Consider the following 15,375-nt stretch of genomic DNA (forward strand, 5'->3'; position numbering starts at 1 on the left):
CATCCGGGGCCGTACTGTCTGGGGCAGGACGGTCGACCCGCGGAGGCATCGGCAGCATGGACCAGCACCAGCCCCTCACCGACGACGCGCTGGACGCGGCCGCGGACGCCTTCGAGCGGCTGCGGCCGCGGCTGTTCGGGATCGCCTACCGCGTCCTGGGCAGCGTGTCCGAGGCCGAGGACGTGGTGCAGGACGTGTGGGTGCGCTGGCAGGGCGCCGACCGGACCGCGGTCCTCGACCCGGGGGCGTTCCTGGCGAAGACCACCACCCGGCTGGCGATCAACGTGGCCCGGTCGGCGCGGGTCCGCCGCGAGGCCTACGTGGGGCCCTGGCTGCCGGAGCCCGTGGACACCGGCGTCGATCCGCAGGTCGGCGCGGAGCGCGGCGAGGCGCTGGAGCTGGCCGTGCTGCTGGTCCCACCACGCACGTCGACTTCACCGACGAACTGCACGGCCGCATCGCCGGGTTGCCGAACGTCGCGGCCGTGAAGCTCCCGCCGGTGCCCGGTGACCCGGCGGCCGCCCGGCGGCGCGTCGCGGCGTTGCGGGCGCTGCTCCCGGAGACCGTCGCCGTGGGCGTGAGCGGCGACTGGGCGGCGGCCACCGGGCTGAACGCCGGGTGCGACACCTGGTACTCGGTCTTGGGGGGCCTGTTCCCCCGCACGGCGCTCGCCCTCACCCGTGCCGCCCTCAGCGGTGACGCCGAGGGGGCCGTCACCCGCTCGACACGGCTGGAGCCCCTGTGGGAGCTCTTCCGCCGGTACGGCGGCCTGCGCGTGATGTCGGCGGCCGCGGCGCAGCTGGGCCTGGCCGCCGAGCCGAACCTGCCACTCCCCCTGCGCGGCCTGCCCACCGACGCCCGACGCCGGCTGGTGACCGTCCTGGACGACCTGGAACTGGGCACGACCGGGTGACCCCGGACCGGTGACCGCCGCCCCCGTGAGCCGAAGGCGGCGGGGCTAGGTCCGGGGACCGGTCTGCAGGACGGCGAACAGGCCCCGGGCGCGAGTGCCGTCCGGCAGCTGCCAGGAACCGGTGACATGGCCGATCGCTCCCTGCGGGGGGAGCGGCCGGTCGTCCGGTGCGGGCCGCAGGACCCGTTGCAGGCGGAAGGTCGTGCCGTGCGGCGTGGTCAGTCCGGTGCCTTCCCGGTCGTCGGTGACGGTGACGTCCGGGGAGAGGGGGCCGTCACCGGTGAAGGAGGCGGTGACCTCCCGGTCGGGGGCGTCGCTGGTGTTCTGGTCCTGGGCCTGTGCCCGCCCCTCGATCAGAGCCGCCAACTGGGCGACCAGCACGGGGTCGTGGCAGCCGTCGTAGGCCCAGCGCCGCCCCAGCACGCCGTGCTCCGCGGTGCCGACGAGGGCGTGCTCGGCGCCGTCGAGCGGGGCACCGCGGTAGGTCAGCGGCAGCAGGTACGCGGTCGGGTGGGGGCCGGAGGTGTCGGTGACCACCATGAACTCGATCCCGACCTCGCCCCGCGGGTCGTCCAGCCGGAAGCCGCCGGCCTTCGCCAGCGCCGGTCCGGCCGGGCCACCGCGGTACCAGGGGCGGGAGGGCAGCCAGGCGGTGAGCAGTTCCAGCTTGGTCGGCTTGAGGGTGGTGCGGTGGATGACGGCCATGCCGAGAAGTCCCTTCCGATGGGCCGTGCGGGCAGCATGTGGGCATGCATGGGGGCAGACGGCACGCTACGCCCTGGACGCCGGGTACCACGTCGTGGTCGAAGGCCTCCTCTACGCCGACCACTACGGCGACATGCTGGCCCGGCTGCGGACCGACCACCGCGGCCCGACCCACGGCTACTACCTGGACGTGCCGTTCGACGAAACCCTCGCCCGGCATGCCACGAAGCCCATCGCCGACGACGTCACCGAGACGCAGCTGCGCGACTGGTACCGCCCGCGCGACCTGCTCCCCGACGGGCACGAGACCGTCATCGGGGCCGACAGCGCCCTGCACGAGACCGTCGACCGCATCATGTCCGACACCGGCCTGACCCACCTGCCCGCCCTGGACCGCTGACCGAGCATCATTCGGCGTTCATGCGTGGGGCATGCCCCCCGGCTCGGGCAACGAGCGCGTCCACCGACCGATCAGGCACCGGCTCGGACCAGGGCCAGCACTTGCTCGGCCAGTCGCCGCGGAGTCAGCTCACCGTCGAGGAACACCGTGTCCCCGGGCAGCGTGTCGGCCGCGGCGACGCACGGCGCGATTCTGTCCTTGCACCAGCGCCGGACCCGTTCGTCCTGCGCGGGGTCGTCCGGTGTGAAGCTCCGCCCGTCGATCCGTTCCTCCAGGACCTGTCGCGAGACCTTGAGGAAGAAGTGATGAACGCCGACGCCCGCGTCCTTCAACGCCCCGAAGATCTCAGCGACATACCCGGGGTCGACCAAAGTCATCGGGACCAGGACCGGGCGGTCGTACTCCTCGACCAGGCCGATCGCGAGGTCGGTGACCTGGCGGCGCCACAGGCGGAGGTCCTGGAAGTCGCCGGTCGGCACCTCCACGATCTGCCGCAGCACGAAGCCGACCCATTCCGGGTCGAAGACCAGCGCCTCGGGCCAGTGGGCACGCAACTCGTCCACGAGCGTCGTCTTCCCGCTGCCGAACGCACCGTTCACCCAGACGATCAACGCTTTCCTCCCTGCCCGGTCGCCGAACAACCGGTCTCGGCCCCGCCGTTCGCCGTACCGCGCCCGTCACAGGTGGTTAGCGTAGCCAGAGGCCGTCTGTGAACCCGCGTCATGCGGTCCGCGCGATCACCCAGAACGGGAGAGACGCTCCATGAGCCTGCAGCAGCCATGCCCCTACCAGGACGGCAGGGTGGTCATCGATCCCGCCTTCAAGGCGGACGCCCCCGCGCGGTACGCGCGGCTGCGGCAGCTGGGACCCATTCACCCGGCCGAGTTCCATCTGGGCCTGAAGGGCTGGGTGGTCGTCGGCTACGACCTGGCCCGGGAGGCGCTGACCCACCCCGCTCTGCTCAAGGACGCCACACCCGCCGCCGAGGCCCTGGCCGCCGCCGGCTACGTCCTCCACCAGCCCAAGGTGGGACTCGGGGCGCAGATGATGGAGGCCGACCCGCCCGAGCACACCCGGCTGCGCCGACTGGCCTCGGCCGCCTTCACCCCCCGCCGCACAGCCGAACTCGCCCCGCGCGTCGAGCAGATCGCCCACGACCTGATCGACGCGTTGCCGCCGTCGGGCGAGGCCGACCTCGTCGAGGCCTTCAACGCCCCGCTGCCCGCCACGGTCATCGCCGAACTCCTCGGCATCCCCCGGGAGCACCACCTCGACTTCCGCCGCTGGTCGGGGCAGGCGCTCCGGGTGGCCTCACCCGAGCACCGTCCGGCGCTGGCCGGTCTGCACGGGCTGCTGGCCGACCTGGTCGCGGAGAAGCGCCGCCGCCCCCAGGACGACCTGCTGTCCGCCCTGGTCGCCGTACGCGACGAGGAGGACGGCCGGCTCTCCGAGGAGGAACTGGTGGGGACGGCCATGATGCTGGTCGTCGCCGGCCACGAAAGCACGGTGAACCTGCTGGGCAACGCCGTGCTGGCCCTCCTGCAACACCCCGAGCAGCTGGAGCTGTTGCGTGAGCGGCCCGGGCTGATGCCCGGCGCCGTGGAGGAGTTCCTGCGCCATGACACCTCGGTCGAACGCTCCACCAGCCGCTACGCGTCGCAGGACCTGGAGTTGGGCGGGGTGGCGATCCCCCGGGGGAGCATGATCGTCGTGGCGCTCGGATCGGCCGGGCACGACGCCCCGCAGGCCGTGGGCGACGACCCCGCCGTTCTCGACGTGACGCGGCCGGGCGCCCGTCATCTCGCCTTCGGACACGGCATCCACTACTGCCTGGGCGCGCCCCTCGCCCGGCTGGAGACGGACATCGCCCTGCGCACCCTGCTGTCCCGCGTCCCGGAACTCGAACTCGCCGCCCCGGTCGACTCGCTCGACTGGATCGGCTCCGGGATCATCCGGGGTGTGCTGTCCCTGCCGGTGCGCTACCGCGTCGGCTGACGGCCCGGGCCCGAAGCGTTCGGGCGCACGCCCCTGTCTGAAATCCTCCCTGCGTGCCAGCGGCGCGCTGTTACGCTGGCGACGGCATTGACCGTGCATCGAGGAGTCACAGACGTGGTGGGTGAAGACGACATCTCCGGGTGAGATCCGGAGCTGAGGCCACCGGCGCGCCGTGGAGCGCGGCCGACGTGGCCGGTTCGTCGTACCTCCTTTTCCCACGTCTGCCGGGGCAGAGCCCTGTCTGCCCTCAGTTCCTTCGAGGTCGCCTCCATGTCCGATGCCGCCATCGTCTGCTCGCACCTCTCCTTCGTCCGGCCCGACGACACCCCGGTCTTCGACGACCTGTCCCTCACCGTCACCACCGGCCGTACGGGCCTGGTCGCCCCCAACGGCTCCGACAAGAGCACGCTGCCGGACGTCGGCGAGGAGTGGGACATCGAGGAGCGCACCCGCGCCCGGCTCGACCGTCTAGGCCTGACGAGCCTCGCCCAGGGCCGCAGGCTGAACCGGCGGCCGGATCGTCTCCCTCGGACTCGCCGCCCAACTGCTGAAGCGCCCCGACGTGTTGCCGCTCGACGAGCCCACCAACACCACCGGCCGCGGCCGGCCGACGGGACGCTGGAGGAGACGGGGGGCCCGGCGGTGTGACCCGCCGGCGTGCCACGTGGCCCGCGTCCGAGGCCGTACGCCCGGCGGGCCGACCACCGAACACGGAGGACGGACACCCATGCCCCGACCCGCTCTGCTCGCCCACGACGTCGTCCGCCACCTGGGCGGCCGGCGCGTCCTCGACGGCGTCTGCCTGACCGCCTCCCCCGGCCACCGCATCGGCCTGATCGGGGAGAACGGCGTCGGCAAGTCCACCCTGCTGCGGGTGCTCGCCGGCGTGGACGCACCCGACGCGGGAAGCGTCACCCGCCCCGAAGGCCTCGGCTTCCTCCACCAGGAACTCCCGTACGACGCCGACTCGACGATCGCCGCCGTGCTGGACGAGGCGCTGTGTGAGGCCCGCGAGGACCTCGCGGAGCTGGACCGGATCGGCGAGGAGCTGGCCCGGGTCCCGGAGGACGATCCCCGCCACCGGGAACTCCTCGACGCCTACGGCAGGCGGCTGGAGCAGGCCCAGGACCGGGAATCCTGGGACGCCGACCGTCGCGCGGCCCTGGTGCTGGACGGCCTGGGCCTCGGCGCGGTGGGGCACGACCGCAGCCTCGGTTCGCTCTCCGGCGGGCAGCGCGCCCGTCTGGCCCTGGCCGCGCTGCTCGTGCGCCGGCCTCCGGCACTGCTGCTGGACGAGCCGACCAACCACCTCGACGACGATGCCGCCGCCTTCCTGGAGGAGCAGCTGCGCGGCCTGCCCGGGACCGTGGTGCTCGCCAGCCACGACCGGGCCTTCCTCGACGCCGTCTGCACCGATGTGATCGACCTCGACCCGGCGGTGGACGGCCCGGTCCGCCACGGCGGCGGCTACAGCGACTACCTGTCCGAGAAACGCGCCGAGCGGGAGCGCTGGGAGCGGCGGTACGCCGAGGAACAGCAGGAGCTGGAGCGACTGCGCCACTCGGCGGGGGTGACCGCGCGCCGGGTCGCCCCGGACCGCGGGCCGCGCGACAACGAGAAGATGGGCTACGGCCACCGAGGGGGCCGGGTGCAGAGCCAGATCTCCCGCCGCGTCCGCGACGCCACCCGGCGGCTGGAGGACCTGGAGCGCACCCGGGTCGCCGAGCCGCCCCGCCCGCTGAGCTTCGCGGCCGGGGATGTGGCGGCGCGGGCGGAGGAGGGACCACAGCCGCTGGTGGCCCTGCGGGACGTACGGGTGCGCGGCCGGCTCGCGGTGGACGCCGTGGAGGTGGCGGCGACCGACCGGCTGCTGGTCACGGGCGGCAACGGCGCGGGCAAGTCCACACTGCTCGCCGTGCTCGCCGGACGTCTCCCCGCCGAGGGCGAGGTGCGCCGGCGGCCCGGGCTGACGGTGGGGCTGCTCACCCAGGACACCGTGTTCGAACGGCTCGACCGCACGGTCCGCGACACCTACGCGCTGGCGCTCGGCCCGGAGCGGGCGGAGAAGGTGCCGCTCGGCTCACTCGGCCTGCTGCACGAGGCGGACCTGGGCAAACCGGTCGGGCAGCTCTCCGTGGGTCAGCGCCGGCGTCTGGCCCTGGCGCTCCTGGTGGCCCGACCGCCGCACCTGCTGCTGCTCGACGAGCCCACCAACCACCTCTCGCCGCGCCTGTGCGACGAGCTGGAGGCGGCGCTGGGCAGCGGCCCGGGGGCGATCGTGGTCGCGAGCCACGACCGCTGGCTGCGCCGGCGGTGGCAGGGCCGCGAGCTGCGCCTGGAACCGGCACGCGAGTGACGGGAGACGGAGCCGCGGGCGCGGCCGTGAGGCTCCGTGCGGCACACCACCGTCACTCGTCAAGCCGTGGTACCTGGCCACCGTCGCCCGGCAGGCGGTGGAACGGGGTTCAAGGCGGCCGCCTGCCGCGCACGCAAGAGGACGGCGCCCGCCACGGCGACGCGCTGAGGCAGGCGTATCGTCACCGGCCGCGCCGGGTGTTCAGGACTCGGCGCGCTTGGGCAGGCGCCAGTTCGGGCGCGGGAAGTGGCAGGTGTAGCCGTCCGGGTAACGCTGGAGGTAGTCCTGGTGCTCCGGCTCGGCCTCCCAGAACGGGCCGGCCGGCACGACCTCGGTGACCACCGGCCCCGGCCACAGCCCGGACGCCTCGACGTCGGCGATGGTGTCCTGGGCGACGCGGCGCTGCTCCTCGTCGAGGTAGAAGATGGCGGAGCGGTAGCTGGGGCCCAGGTCGTTGCCCTGCCGGTTCTTCGTGGTGGGGTCGTGGATCTGGAAGAAGTACTCCAGGATCGTGCGGTAGTCGGTGGCCGTGGGATCGAAGACGATCTCGATCGATTCCGCGTGGTTTCCATGGTCACGGTAGGTGGGACGGGGCTTGTCGTCGTCGCCGCTGTAGCCCACCCGGGTGCGCAGCACCCCCGGGAGGGACCGGATCAGCTCCTGCATGCCCCAGAAGCAGCCACCCGCCAGCAGCGCCCTCTCCTCGACGTCGCTCATGGCGCACCACCTTTCTCCCGTCGTCCTGCCACGCGGAACCAGCCTCGCACACAGAGGCGACCCCACTCTCTGTCACCATCTTGACAGGTGGTGGCTCGCCCACGGCCGGAACGGTGCTCTGCGGCTCAGCCCGCCAGCCCGTAGAAGCGCAGCGGCGAGTTCGGTGCGAAGCCGATCCGCGGATACACGGGCGCGCCGGCGGCCGTCGCGTGCAGGGTGGCGCGGGTCAGTCCGGTGGCGCGGGCGCCCTCGTACAGCGCCTTGCGGGTCACCGCCTCGCCGTAGCCCCGGCGCTGCGCGTCCGGCTCGGTGGCGACGAGCACGACGAACAGGCGGCCCTCCGCCTCGACCGTCGCCGCGCAGGCGACCGGGGCGCCGTCCCGCAGGGCCAGGTAGGCGTGGACCTCCTTCTTCCACAGCGTGGAGCCGACGATGCCGTCGCGGCCCTCCTCCAAGGGGAAGCCGTAGGCGCGTGAGTTGATGTCCGCGTAGGCCCGCAGTTGATCGTCGGTGGTCACCCGCTCGAACGTCAGGTCGGGGTGGTGTGGCGCGGGGATCGGCAGCAGATCGCCGGCCATGCCGGTACCGGGGAAGGCGTAGGCCAGGCCCGCGCGCTCCGCCGCCTCGTCCAGTGCGGCGCGCGCGTCGTCCGCGAGCAGGTCCTCGAAGAGCCACAGGAAACCGGGCTGTTCCTTGGAGCGCATGATGTCCGCCGCCTGGCCGAGGCGCTGTTCGAGTAAGGCCTGGTCCGCGCCGACGTCGGTCAGTGTCACCGCGTTCCAGAAGGCGAAGCGGCAGTCGGCCCAGCGGACGGTGACCCCCGGGAGGTCCCGTACGTCCGCGTTCTCCTCCCGGTCGAGCACCATGGCGCGCCAGACCGTGGAGAGCTGTTCCACCGATTCGACCGCGGCCGTCAAGTCTGTCACCGCAGACCCCCTCGTCATGTCGTGTGTGCGATCTCCCGCGTCCGGTACAACGGTCCGTGCGGGCGGGAAGTTCGCGCTCCGCCATGAGACAGGGCGGCACCGAGTTGCGGCTCGGGGTCAGAGGCCGCGCAGCAGGTCGTCGAGCGGGGCGGGCACGCGGTCGGGGTCGAGGGCCTCGACGAGGACACGGCCGTAGTGGATCTTGCGCCCCTTCTTCGTGCCGAGGAAGCGCCTGAACTGCTGCTGCGGGGCGCGGCCCTGCTGTGCGGGCTGGCGCAGGAAGGTGCGCAGGGGGCGCAGGTCGCCTTCCCGCTCGACGAGTTCCTCCACCCGTGGCACGCCCAGCGCGCGGATGAGTTCGTCCTCCAGGTCCGCCGCGCAGACGAAGAAGCCCTGCCGCGCCGCACCGGCCCGGTCGAAGCCGCGGGCGTAGTAGGGACGTTCGGCCTCGTCGCACAGTCCCCTGAGGCGGAGGCCCAGGCCCGGTGGACCGAGGAGTCGGGCGTAGCGCCCGACGCTCATCGCGCCGTCGATCGACAGGACGCAGACCCCTTCGGCCGCCAGGTTCCGGCCGCGGCGCTGCGCCAGCGCGTTGACCGCCGCGACGTCGCTGCGCCCTTCGAGCAGGACGGCCGTCCTGACGGACAGCCGCGTGGCCAGTTCCCGCGCGGGGGCCTCGGGGCCTCCCGCCGCCCACGCGGCGACCGCGTCCCCGAACTCCCCCATGTCAGCCATGAGGCGAGTCTCGGTCAGTCCGCAGCGCGGCGCGAGGGAATTTCCGACCCCGCACGACCGCCGGCCGCCGCGGCCGGCCGTCAGGCGGTGGTGAGCATGCCCTGCCGCAGGCGGGCCAGGATGCGGCTGATGAGCCGCGAGGTGTGCATCTGGGAGATCCCGAGCTCCTTGCCGATCTGCGCCTGCGTGAGTTCTTCGACGAACCTCATGTGGAGGATGCGCCGGTCTCTCTCCTCCAGGCCGGCGATGAGCGGCGCCAGGGTCTGGAAGTCCTCGACGAGTTCCAGGGCGGGGTCTTCCTCGCCGACGAACGCGGCGAACGTGGCGTCGCCGTCTTCGCTGTCGCTCGTGATGGCGGCGTCGAGGGACGCGGCGGTGAAGCCGTTCGCCGCGATGTGGACTTCGATGACCTGGTCCTCGGTCAGGCCCATCAAGGCGGCCAGTTCCGAGGTTTTGGGGGCGCGGCCCAGGCGCGTGCCGAGTTCGTCGCGGGCCTTCGCCAGCTCCGCGCGCGCCTCCTGCAGGCGCCGCGGCACGTGGACGGACCAGGAGGTGTCGCGGAAGAACCGCTTGATCTCGCCGACGATGTACGGCACGGCGAAGCTGGTGAACTGCACCTCGCGCGAGACCTCGAACCGGTCGATGGCCTTGATCAGGCCGATCATCCCGACCTGGACGACGTCCTCCATGTCCTGGCCGTGGCTGCGGAACCGGCGGGCGGCGAACCGCACCAGCGACATGTTCATCTCGATGAGCGTGTTGCGCGCGTACTGGTACTCGGGGGTCCCCTCCTCCAGCACGGCCAGCCGGTCGAGGAAGAGTCCGGACAGCGCCCGGGCGTCCTTGGGCGCCAGCTTTTGCGGGTCGTCCACGTGTGGCAGTTCGATGCCAGGGTCCGTCGTTGCCTCGACATGTGTCGTCGTCGCTGCCACAAGCCCTCCCTCTCGCCCCGGCCGTCCCAGTCGCCTGGCTGACCGACCTGCGCCGCGCCTACCCCAGGTCTTCCGTTCCATGCCTGCGGAGCGCCGTGCACGGGGAAGGATCTGGAATGTTCCGGTGGGCGGAGACCGCTCCGTCGCTGACCGTCCGTACCCGACGGCGGGCAGGGAGGCTGCGCACCAAGGCGTTCAGGCCGTCTGCCTGCCCGGATCCTCGGCGTCGTCGTGTATCCGGGCCGCCGCCACGGCGCAGAACGCCTCCAGCCCCTGGAGCAGGGCTGCCCGTTTCGCGGCGGGCATCTGGTCGAGGATCGCCCGCAGTGCCTTCTCCCTGCGTGCGCGCAGGTCGTCGAGGAAGGCGCGGCCCCGGGCGCTGAGGTGCAGCCGCACCTCACGTCTGTCGGTCGTGCTCATCTCGCGCTCGACGAAGCCCGCGGCCTGCAGCCGGTCGCACAGCCGGCTGGTGGAGGGCGGGGTGGAGACGAGGATGTCGGCGAGAGTGCGCAGGTTGATGCCTTCTTGGTGCTCGAGGATGAGCAGCACGCGCAGCTGGGACCCGGAGGCGGGTGCCGTGGAGGCCTGTCCCCACAGGACCTCCAGCAGCTCCGCGGCCGTGGAGGTCACCCGGGCGACCTCGTTCGGCTCTCGGCGGGGGCTGAAGGCAGTCACAGTCACACTCTCGCAGGCACGGGGAGGGCTGTCAGCGTACAAGGCGCACGCGCCGGCGGCAGATGACTCGGACGATCCGCGCGGAGCGCATCCGACGGCTTCGGCGCGGAACGAGGCGTGCCGGCCGTCCGGCGCGGTCCGCCGCGCGCTGAGCGAGCGGTACGAGGCGGACGCGGTCGAGTTGTTCAGGGCCGACTACGGGCTGACGGTGCTTCAGCCGGTGTCCGCGCTGCCGCACACCCTGGAGCCGGTTCCGGTGCACAACAGCCCGGCCGGCCGGGCGTTCGGCGTCCAAGAACCACGGACGCTGACCGCGGCCGCACGAGGTCCGCACGCCTGGCCGTCGGCTGTTGTTTGCTCCGCACCCCCAGGGCTAATGTTTGCCATGCGGCAATAATTGTCTGATGGCCTGCCATGTGCCGGGCATCGGGAGATCCGGTACGAGGGGAAGATGCAGGTGTCGGAGCAAGACGCGGTCTCGGAGTCGGCGGCGCGGAAGGTGGGCGAGTTCCTCCGGGCGAGGCGGGAGCAGATCGCCCAGCGCTGGGCCGACGCCGATCTCTTCCGCACGGTGTTCACCGTGTCCCGGGACGAGGCGGTGGAGGCGGCCAAGGCCGTGGTGGACGCGTTGTCCGACGTCGCCGCCTCCGGGCGGCTGGACGACATCACGGCGCCCGGCTTCCGGACGGTGCGTGACCAGCTGGGCCGGATGGCCGCCTCCCGGGCCCGCACCGGTTCGACCCCGGCGGAGGTCGCCGGGGAGGTCGCCGACCTGCGCCGGCCGGCCGTAACGCTTCTTCGCGGAGAGTTCCCGGATCCGGCCGACGACCAGGCGCAGCAGTGCGTGCTGGCGTTGACCGTGCTGATGGGCACCCTGCGCCTGGTCGTGATGGAGACGACGCTCAGCCAGGGGGACGAACTCATCGAACGGCAGCGCCAGCAGTTGATGGAGGTGGCCACCCCGGTGATCAAGCTGTGGGACGGCATCGTCGCCGTCCCGCTGATCGGCACGCTGGACAGCGCCCGCAGCCAGGTGGTCATGGAGAGCCTGCTGGACGCGATCGTCGCCGAGCGCGCCCGGTACGCCATCCTCGACATCACGGGCGTGCCCACGGTCGACTCGCTGGTCGCCCAGCACCTGATGAAGACGGTGGCGGCGGCGCGGCTGATGGGCGCCGAGTGCGTCGTCTCCGGCATCCGGCCCGCGATCGCGCAGACCATCGTCCACCTCGGCATCGACCTCGGGACCGTGCTCACCCGGTCGTCGCTGGCCGACGCCCTGGCGTACGCGTTGCAGCAGCAAGACATCGTGGTCGCTGCCCGCGCTCCGGTCGGCACGAGCCTGTCGTGACCGGATCGCGGCGGGGCCACACCCCCCGGGTGCCGGTACTGGCCCTGGGCGAGACCCTCCTGATCACCCTGCAGGGGGAACCGCACGACAGCGAGGCCGAGCGGCTCCAGCACGACATCACCCGCCGCATCGCGCACAGCCGGGTGACGGGTGTGGTCATCGACATCTCCGGTGTGGACATCGTCGACTCGTTCCTGGGCCGCGTGCTCGCCGAGATCGCTTCCAGCGCCCGTCTGATGGCTGCCCGGACGGTGCTGGCCGGAATGCGGCCCGCCGTGGCCATCACCCTCGTCGAGCTGGGCCTCACCCTGCCCGGACTGCGCACCGCCCTGGACGTCGAGCGGGCCATGGCCCTGCTTGAGCACGGCCCCTCCACCGATCCGCCCCACCCCCGGAGGGCGCACCATGCAGACCTCCCATGACACGCGCACCAGCAGGCTGCCGATCGGCTCGGACACCGATCTGGCGTGGGTGCGGCAGCAGGTGAGACAGGTGGCAGCCGAGCTCGGGTTCGGGCTGGTGCAGCAGACGAAGCTGGTGACCGCGGTCAGCGAGCTGGCCCGCAACACCCTCATCCACGGAGGCGGGGGCCAGGTCGAGATGACCGTGCTGCGCCAGGGCTCCGCTCAGGGGCTCCGGCTGGCCTTCACCGACGCCGGTCCCGGCATCCGCGACATCGAGCTGGCGATGACCGACGGCTACACCACCGGCAACGGGCTGGGGATGGGTCTGAGCGGGGCCAAACGCCTGGTCCAGGAGTTCAGCGTCGACAGCTGTCCCGGCCATGGCACCACCATCACCATCGCCGCGTGGGCCACCGGCCTGCCCCGCCCCCGCGCGGACGACGGATGAGCAGGGTCTGGGACACCCCCGTGCACGACTCCACCCGGGTGCGGGACGTCCGCGTCGCGGCCGAGGCGGCCAGTGCCCGTGCCCGCCTGGATCCGCACCGCACCGCCATCGCCGCGCTGGTCGCCACGGAGCTGGCCACCAACCTGCTCAAGCACGCCGGCGGCGGCAGCGTCCTGATCAACCTCCTGGAACGCCCGCCGACCGACGCGGGGTCCGGCAGCGCCGCGGTGCAGCTCGTCGCCATCGACCACGGCCCGGGCATCCCCGACGTCGCGGCGGCGCTGCGCGACGGCTGCACCACCGCCGCCTCGTCCCTCGGCGCGGGCCTGGGCACCTGCGTCCGCATCTCCAGCGCCTTCGACCTGTACAGCGTGCGCGGCCGGGGCACCGTCGTCATGGCCCGCATCGACCAGGAGCCGGTCACCCACCGGGCGGAGACCGGGCACCACCACCGTCTGGGCGGGATCAACGCCCCCCTCGCCCAGGCCGAGCACTCCGGTGACTCCTTCGGCTGGGTGCGCTCCGGTCCCCGCCTGACGCTGATGCTCGCCGACGGCCTGGGGCACGGCGCCAAGGCCGCCACGGCATCCGACGCGGCCGTCGACGAACTGCGCCGGAGCGCGCACCTGCCGCCCGAGCAGATCCTGCGGCACTTGGACCGGGCACTGCGCTCCACCCGGGGCGCCGCTGTCGCCGTGGCCCAGCTCGACACGGACACCAGCAGGCTGGGCTTCGCGGGCGTGGGCAACGTCGGCGCCCGTATGCGCACCGGGAACAGCTGGCAGCCGCTGGTCTCCCATCCCGGCATCGTCGGTGCCCATTTCCCCGCCAGGGTGCCCGTGCAGCACCTGGTGTGGAGCCGGGACAGCCTCCTCGTCCTGCACAGCGACGGACTGCCCAGCCGCTGGACGCCGCCGGAGGACACCGACCTCCTCGGCCATGACCCGGCGGTGGTGGCGGCGACGATCCTGCGCGATGCCGGCAGCGCCGCCCGCCCCCTGCGCGACGACACCAGCGTGGCCGTCCTGGCCTCCGACCGCCGGGCAGGCGCCCATGACCGCCGTACCTGACATCTGGCCCATCGCCTCGGCCGCCGACGCGGCCCGCGCCCGGACGGCCACGGCCCGGCTCAGTGCCGCCGCAGGGGTGCCCCTGGTCGAGCGCGCCCGGTTCCTCGCCGCCGTCACCGGGAAACTGCGGTGGTGCCTCGATCAAGGCACGGCCTCGGACCTGCTCCTCCGCCTGCATCAGGCCGACGCCCACGGCCACAGGCGCCTCGAGGTCACCGTGCGCCCGGCTGCCGGGCACACGCAGGGCGACCAGCCGGACTGGCGGCTTTCGCTCATGTGCCCCGAAACCGGCGACGTGGACACAGGCGGTCCGGCCGAGGCCGACAGTGCGGGGATGGCCGAGGCGCTCCTGGCGGCGGACGAGGACACCGCCGAACTCCTGGAGCGGATCGACGCGCAGGAAGGTCTGCTCCGTTCCTACCGCGAGGAACTGCACCAGACCAACCAGGGCGTCCTGGCCCTGCACGCCGAGCTGGAAGCCGCCGCCGCGACCCAGCACGAGCTGCTCGACGCCGAACGGGCCGCACGAGTCCAGGCGGAGAACGCGCGGAGTCTGCTGACCTTCCTCGCCGACGCCGGCGACGCCGTGACCGCGTCGCTCCACCACGACGAGATCCTGCGGCGCCTGCCCGAACTCCTCGTCCCCCGCTACGCCGGCCACCTCGACGTCTGGCTCTTCGACGACGACCCCACCACCCGCCACGGACACCGGCCGGCCGCTGCCGTGGCCGCCGCACGCACCGGCCGGCCCCAGCACGCCGCCGCCCACCCCGGCGGTCTGCCCGGCGTCGACGACCTGCCGCCCTCGGCCCTCGCCCCCACCCGTCCCCTGCTGTGTGTCCCCCTCGCCGGGCACCGCATCCTGGGCGTGCTGACCCTGACCGCGCACGGTTCCCGATTCGATCCCGACGAGGCCGTCATGCTGATCGAACTGGCCCGCCGCACCGGCATCGCCCTGGACAACGCCCGCCGCTACGAGCAGCACCGCGACACCGCCGAAGCCCTCCAGCGGGCCCAGCTCACCGAACTGCCCACCACCCCGGAGCTGTTCCTGGCAGCCCGCTACCTGCCCGCCACACGCGGACTGAACATCGGCGGCGACTGGTACGACGCCTTCGTCCAGTCCGACGGCAGCCTGCTGGCCGTCGTGGGAGACGTCACCGGTCACGGCCTGCGCGCGGCCGTCATGATGGGACAACTGCGCACCGCGCTGCGCGCCTACGCCCTCGAGAGCGACACCCCGGCGGGCATCCTCACCCGCCTGCACCGCATGCTCCGCCACCAGCAGCACGAGCTGTACGCGACCGCCGTCATCGCCCGCTTCCGCCCCGGCGACCCCACCGTCGTCTGGGCGGCCGCCGGCCACCCGCCCGCCCTGGTGCGCGAGACCGACGGCACCGTCCGAGTGCTGGAGACCAAGCCCGGGATCATGCTGGGCGTACCCATGCCCTACGCGTACGAGGACCACACCGTCGCCCTCCCGCCCGGCTCGACACTCGCCCTCTACACCGACGGACTGGTCGAACGCCGAACCGAGGGCATCGACCCGGGCATCGTCCGGCTCTCCCACGCCCTGGCCGCACTCAGCGCCACCGAACTGGAGCATGACCTGGACACGGCGGCGGAGTCGCTGCTCAAATCGGTGATCCATGACTCGGAACGCGATGACGACGTCTGCCTGCTGCTGTGCCGCACCGCCCCGGAGGCTGCCCGCCACGGCCTCCCCCACTCCCCGTGACCGCGCGGCT

General features: G+C 72.9%; 15 protein-coding genes and 4 pseudogenes. 12 read left to right on the plus strand and 7 right to left on the minus strand.

Features of this window, described 5'->3' with window-relative positions:
* Positions 1-56 precede the first annotated feature (56 nt).
* Positions 57-416 (plus strand): annotated as a pseudogene (locus C1703_RS02340) (sigma factor); the annotation flags it as partial.
* Positions 417-484: 68 nt separating this feature from the next.
* Positions 485-913: a hypothetical protein gene (locus C1703_RS02345; protein ID WP_198678060.1), complete on the plus strand. Its 429-nt coding sequence runs from the start codon at positions 485-487 to the stop codon at positions 911-913.
* 45 nt (positions 914-958) lie between these two features.
* Here the strand turns inward: C1703_RS02345 and C1703_RS02350 are convergent, their stop codons facing one another.
* Positions 959-1,618, minus strand: a complete 660-nt coding sequence (locus tag C1703_RS02350) for a 1,4-alpha-glucan branching protein (RefSeq protein ID WP_114250301.1) — start codon at positions 1,616-1,618, stop codon at positions 959-961.
* A gap of 58 nt (positions 1,619-1,676) precedes the next feature.
* Here C1703_RS02350 and C1703_RS02355 point away from each other — a divergent pair.
* Positions 1,677-2,018 (plus strand): annotated as a pseudogene (locus tag C1703_RS02355) (kinase); the annotation flags it as partial.
* A 71-nt stretch (positions 2,019-2,089) separates the two neighbouring features.
* Here the strand turns inward: C1703_RS02355 and C1703_RS02360 are convergent.
* Positions 2,090-2,629: an AAA family ATPase gene (locus C1703_RS02360; RefSeq protein WP_114250302.1), complete on the minus strand. Its 540-nt coding sequence runs from the start codon at positions 2,627-2,629 to the stop codon at positions 2,090-2,092.
* 151 nt (positions 2,630-2,780) lie between these two features.
* Between C1703_RS02360 and C1703_RS02365 the strand changes: the two genes are divergently transcribed.
* The 3 genes and pseudogenes from C1703_RS02365 to C1703_RS02375 all read left to right on the plus strand — a co-directional run bounded on the left by C1703_RS02365 (position 2,781) and on the right by C1703_RS02375 (position 6,369).
* Positions 2,781-4,013, plus strand: coding sequence for a cytochrome P450 (locus tag C1703_RS02365; RefSeq protein WP_114250303.1), 1,233 nt, complete (start codon positions 2,781-2,783; stop codon positions 4,011-4,013).
* 270 nt (positions 4,014-4,283) lie between these two features.
* Positions 4,284-4,602 (plus strand): annotated as a pseudogene (locus C1703_RS02370) (ABC transporter ATP-binding protein); the annotation flags it as partial.
* 138 nt (positions 4,603-4,740) lie between these two features.
* Positions 4,741-6,369: an ABC-F family ATP-binding cassette domain-containing protein gene (locus C1703_RS02375; protein ID WP_114257248.1), complete on the plus strand. Its 1,629-nt coding sequence runs from the start codon at positions 4,741-4,743 to the stop codon at positions 6,367-6,369.
* 201 nt (positions 6,370-6,570) lie between these two features.
* Here C1703_RS02375 and msrA read toward each other — a convergent pair whose 3' ends face one another.
* From msrA to C1703_RS02400, 5 genes are all read right to left on the minus strand, one after another.
* Positions 6,571-7,086 carry a peptide-methionine (S)-S-oxide reductase MsrA gene (gene msrA / locus C1703_RS02380; RefSeq protein WP_114250304.1) on the minus strand — a complete coding sequence of 172 codons (516 nt, stop codon included), beginning with the start codon at positions 7,084-7,086 and terminating at the stop codon, positions 6,571-6,573.
* Between the two features lie 125 nt (positions 7,087-7,211).
* A complete protein-coding gene (locus C1703_RS02385) occupies positions 7,212-8,012 on the minus strand; it encodes a GNAT family N-acetyltransferase (protein ID WP_198678061.1) in 801 nt (266 codons plus the stop codon).
* A gap of 117 nt (positions 8,013-8,129) precedes the next feature.
* Positions 8,130-8,747, minus strand: coding sequence for a TOPRIM nucleotidyl transferase/hydrolase domain-containing protein (locus C1703_RS02390; protein WP_114250306.1), 618 nt, complete (start codon positions 8,745-8,747; stop codon positions 8,130-8,132).
* 80 nt (positions 8,748-8,827) lie between these two features.
* Positions 8,828-9,619, minus strand: coding sequence for an RNA polymerase sigma factor SigF (locus tag C1703_RS02395; protein ID WP_343236391.1), 792 nt, complete (start codon positions 9,617-9,619; stop codon positions 8,828-8,830).
* 255 nt (positions 9,620-9,874) lie between these two features.
* Entirely contained in the window at positions 9,875-10,360 is a 486-nt protein-coding gene (locus C1703_RS02400; protein WP_114250308.1) for a MarR family transcriptional regulator, read from the minus strand.
* A gap of 142 nt (positions 10,361-10,502) precedes the next feature.
* Between C1703_RS02400 and C1703_RS39525 the strand changes: the two are divergent.
* The 6 genes and pseudogenes from C1703_RS39525 to C1703_RS02430 form a co-directional block, all read left to right on the plus strand.
* A pseudogene (locus tag C1703_RS39525) lies at positions 10,503-10,655 on the plus strand (phosphatase); the annotation flags it as partial.
* Positions 10,656-10,805: 150 nt separating this feature from the next.
* Positions 10,806-11,705, plus strand: a complete 900-nt coding sequence (locus C1703_RS02410; RefSeq protein ID WP_114250309.1) for an STAS domain-containing protein — start codon at positions 10,806-10,808, stop codon at positions 11,703-11,705.
* Positions 11,702-12,127: an STAS domain-containing protein gene (locus C1703_RS02415; protein WP_114250310.1), complete on the plus strand. Its 426-nt coding sequence runs from the start codon at positions 11,702-11,704 to the stop codon at positions 12,125-12,127. Before C1703_RS02410 ends, C1703_RS02415 begins: the two co-directional genes overlap by 4 nt.
* Positions 12,111-12,557 (plus strand): anti-sigma regulatory factor, encoded by a 447-nt coding sequence (locus C1703_RS02420; protein ID WP_114250311.1) that lies wholly within the window; start codon positions 12,111-12,113, stop codon positions 12,555-12,557. Before C1703_RS02415 ends, C1703_RS02420 begins: the two co-directional genes overlap by 17 nt.
* Positions 12,554-13,627, plus strand: a complete 1,074-nt coding sequence (locus tag C1703_RS02425) for a SpoIIE family protein phosphatase (protein ID WP_114250312.1) — start codon at positions 12,554-12,556, stop codon at positions 13,625-13,627. The genes C1703_RS02420 and C1703_RS02425 overlap by 4 nt, the downstream gene beginning before the upstream one ends.
* A complete protein-coding gene (locus tag C1703_RS02430; protein ID WP_114250313.1) occupies positions 13,611-15,365 on the plus strand; it encodes a SpoIIE family protein phosphatase in 1,755 nt (584 codons plus the stop codon). The genes C1703_RS02425 and C1703_RS02430 overlap by 17 nt, the downstream gene beginning before the upstream one ends.
* The last annotated feature ends 10 nt before the right edge of the window (positions 15,366-15,375 follow it).

It is taken from the genome of Streptomyces sp. Go-475 (genome assembly GCF_003330845.1).
GTDB lineage: Bacteria > Actinomycetota > Actinomycetes > Streptomycetales > Streptomycetaceae > Streptomyces.

What these genes read in the sequence shown, in the direction of transcription:
- msrA (WP_114250304.1), bottom strand. Translation starts at nt 7,086, where the DNA reads ATGAGCGACGTCGAGGAGAGGGCGCTGCTGGCGGGTGGCTGCTTCTGG.
- C1703_RS02365 (WP_114250303.1), top strand. Translation starts at nt 2,781, where the DNA reads ATGAGCCTGCAGCAGCCATGCCCCTACCAGGACGGCAGGGTGGTCATC.
- C1703_RS02425 (WP_114250312.1), top strand. Translation starts at nt 12,554, where the DNA reads ATGAGCAGGGTCTGGGACACCCCCGTGCACGACTCCACCCGGGTGCGG.
- C1703_RS02420 (WP_114250311.1), top strand. Translation starts at nt 12,111, where the DNA reads ATGCAGACCTCCCATGACACGCGCACCAGCAGGCTGCCGATCGGCTCG.
- C1703_RS02375 (WP_114257248.1), top strand. Translation starts at nt 4,741, where the DNA reads ATGCCCCGACCCGCTCTGCTCGCCCACGACGTCGTCCGCCACCTGGGC.
- C1703_RS02390 (WP_114250306.1), bottom strand. Translation starts at nt 8,747, where the DNA reads ATGGCTGACATGGGGGAGTTCGGGGACGCGGTCGCCGCGTGGGCGGCG.
- C1703_RS02350 (WP_114250301.1), bottom strand. Translation starts at nt 1,618, where the DNA reads ATGGCCGTCATCCACCGCACCACCCTCAAGCCGACCAAGCTGGAACTG.
- C1703_RS02430 (WP_114250313.1), top strand. Translation starts at nt 13,611, where the DNA reads ATGACCGCCGTACCTGACATCTGGCCCATCGCCTCGGCCGCCGACGCG.
- C1703_RS02410 (WP_114250309.1), top strand. Translation starts at nt 10,806, where the DNA reads ATGCAGGTGTCGGAGCAAGACGCGGTCTCGGAGTCGGCGGCGCGGAAG.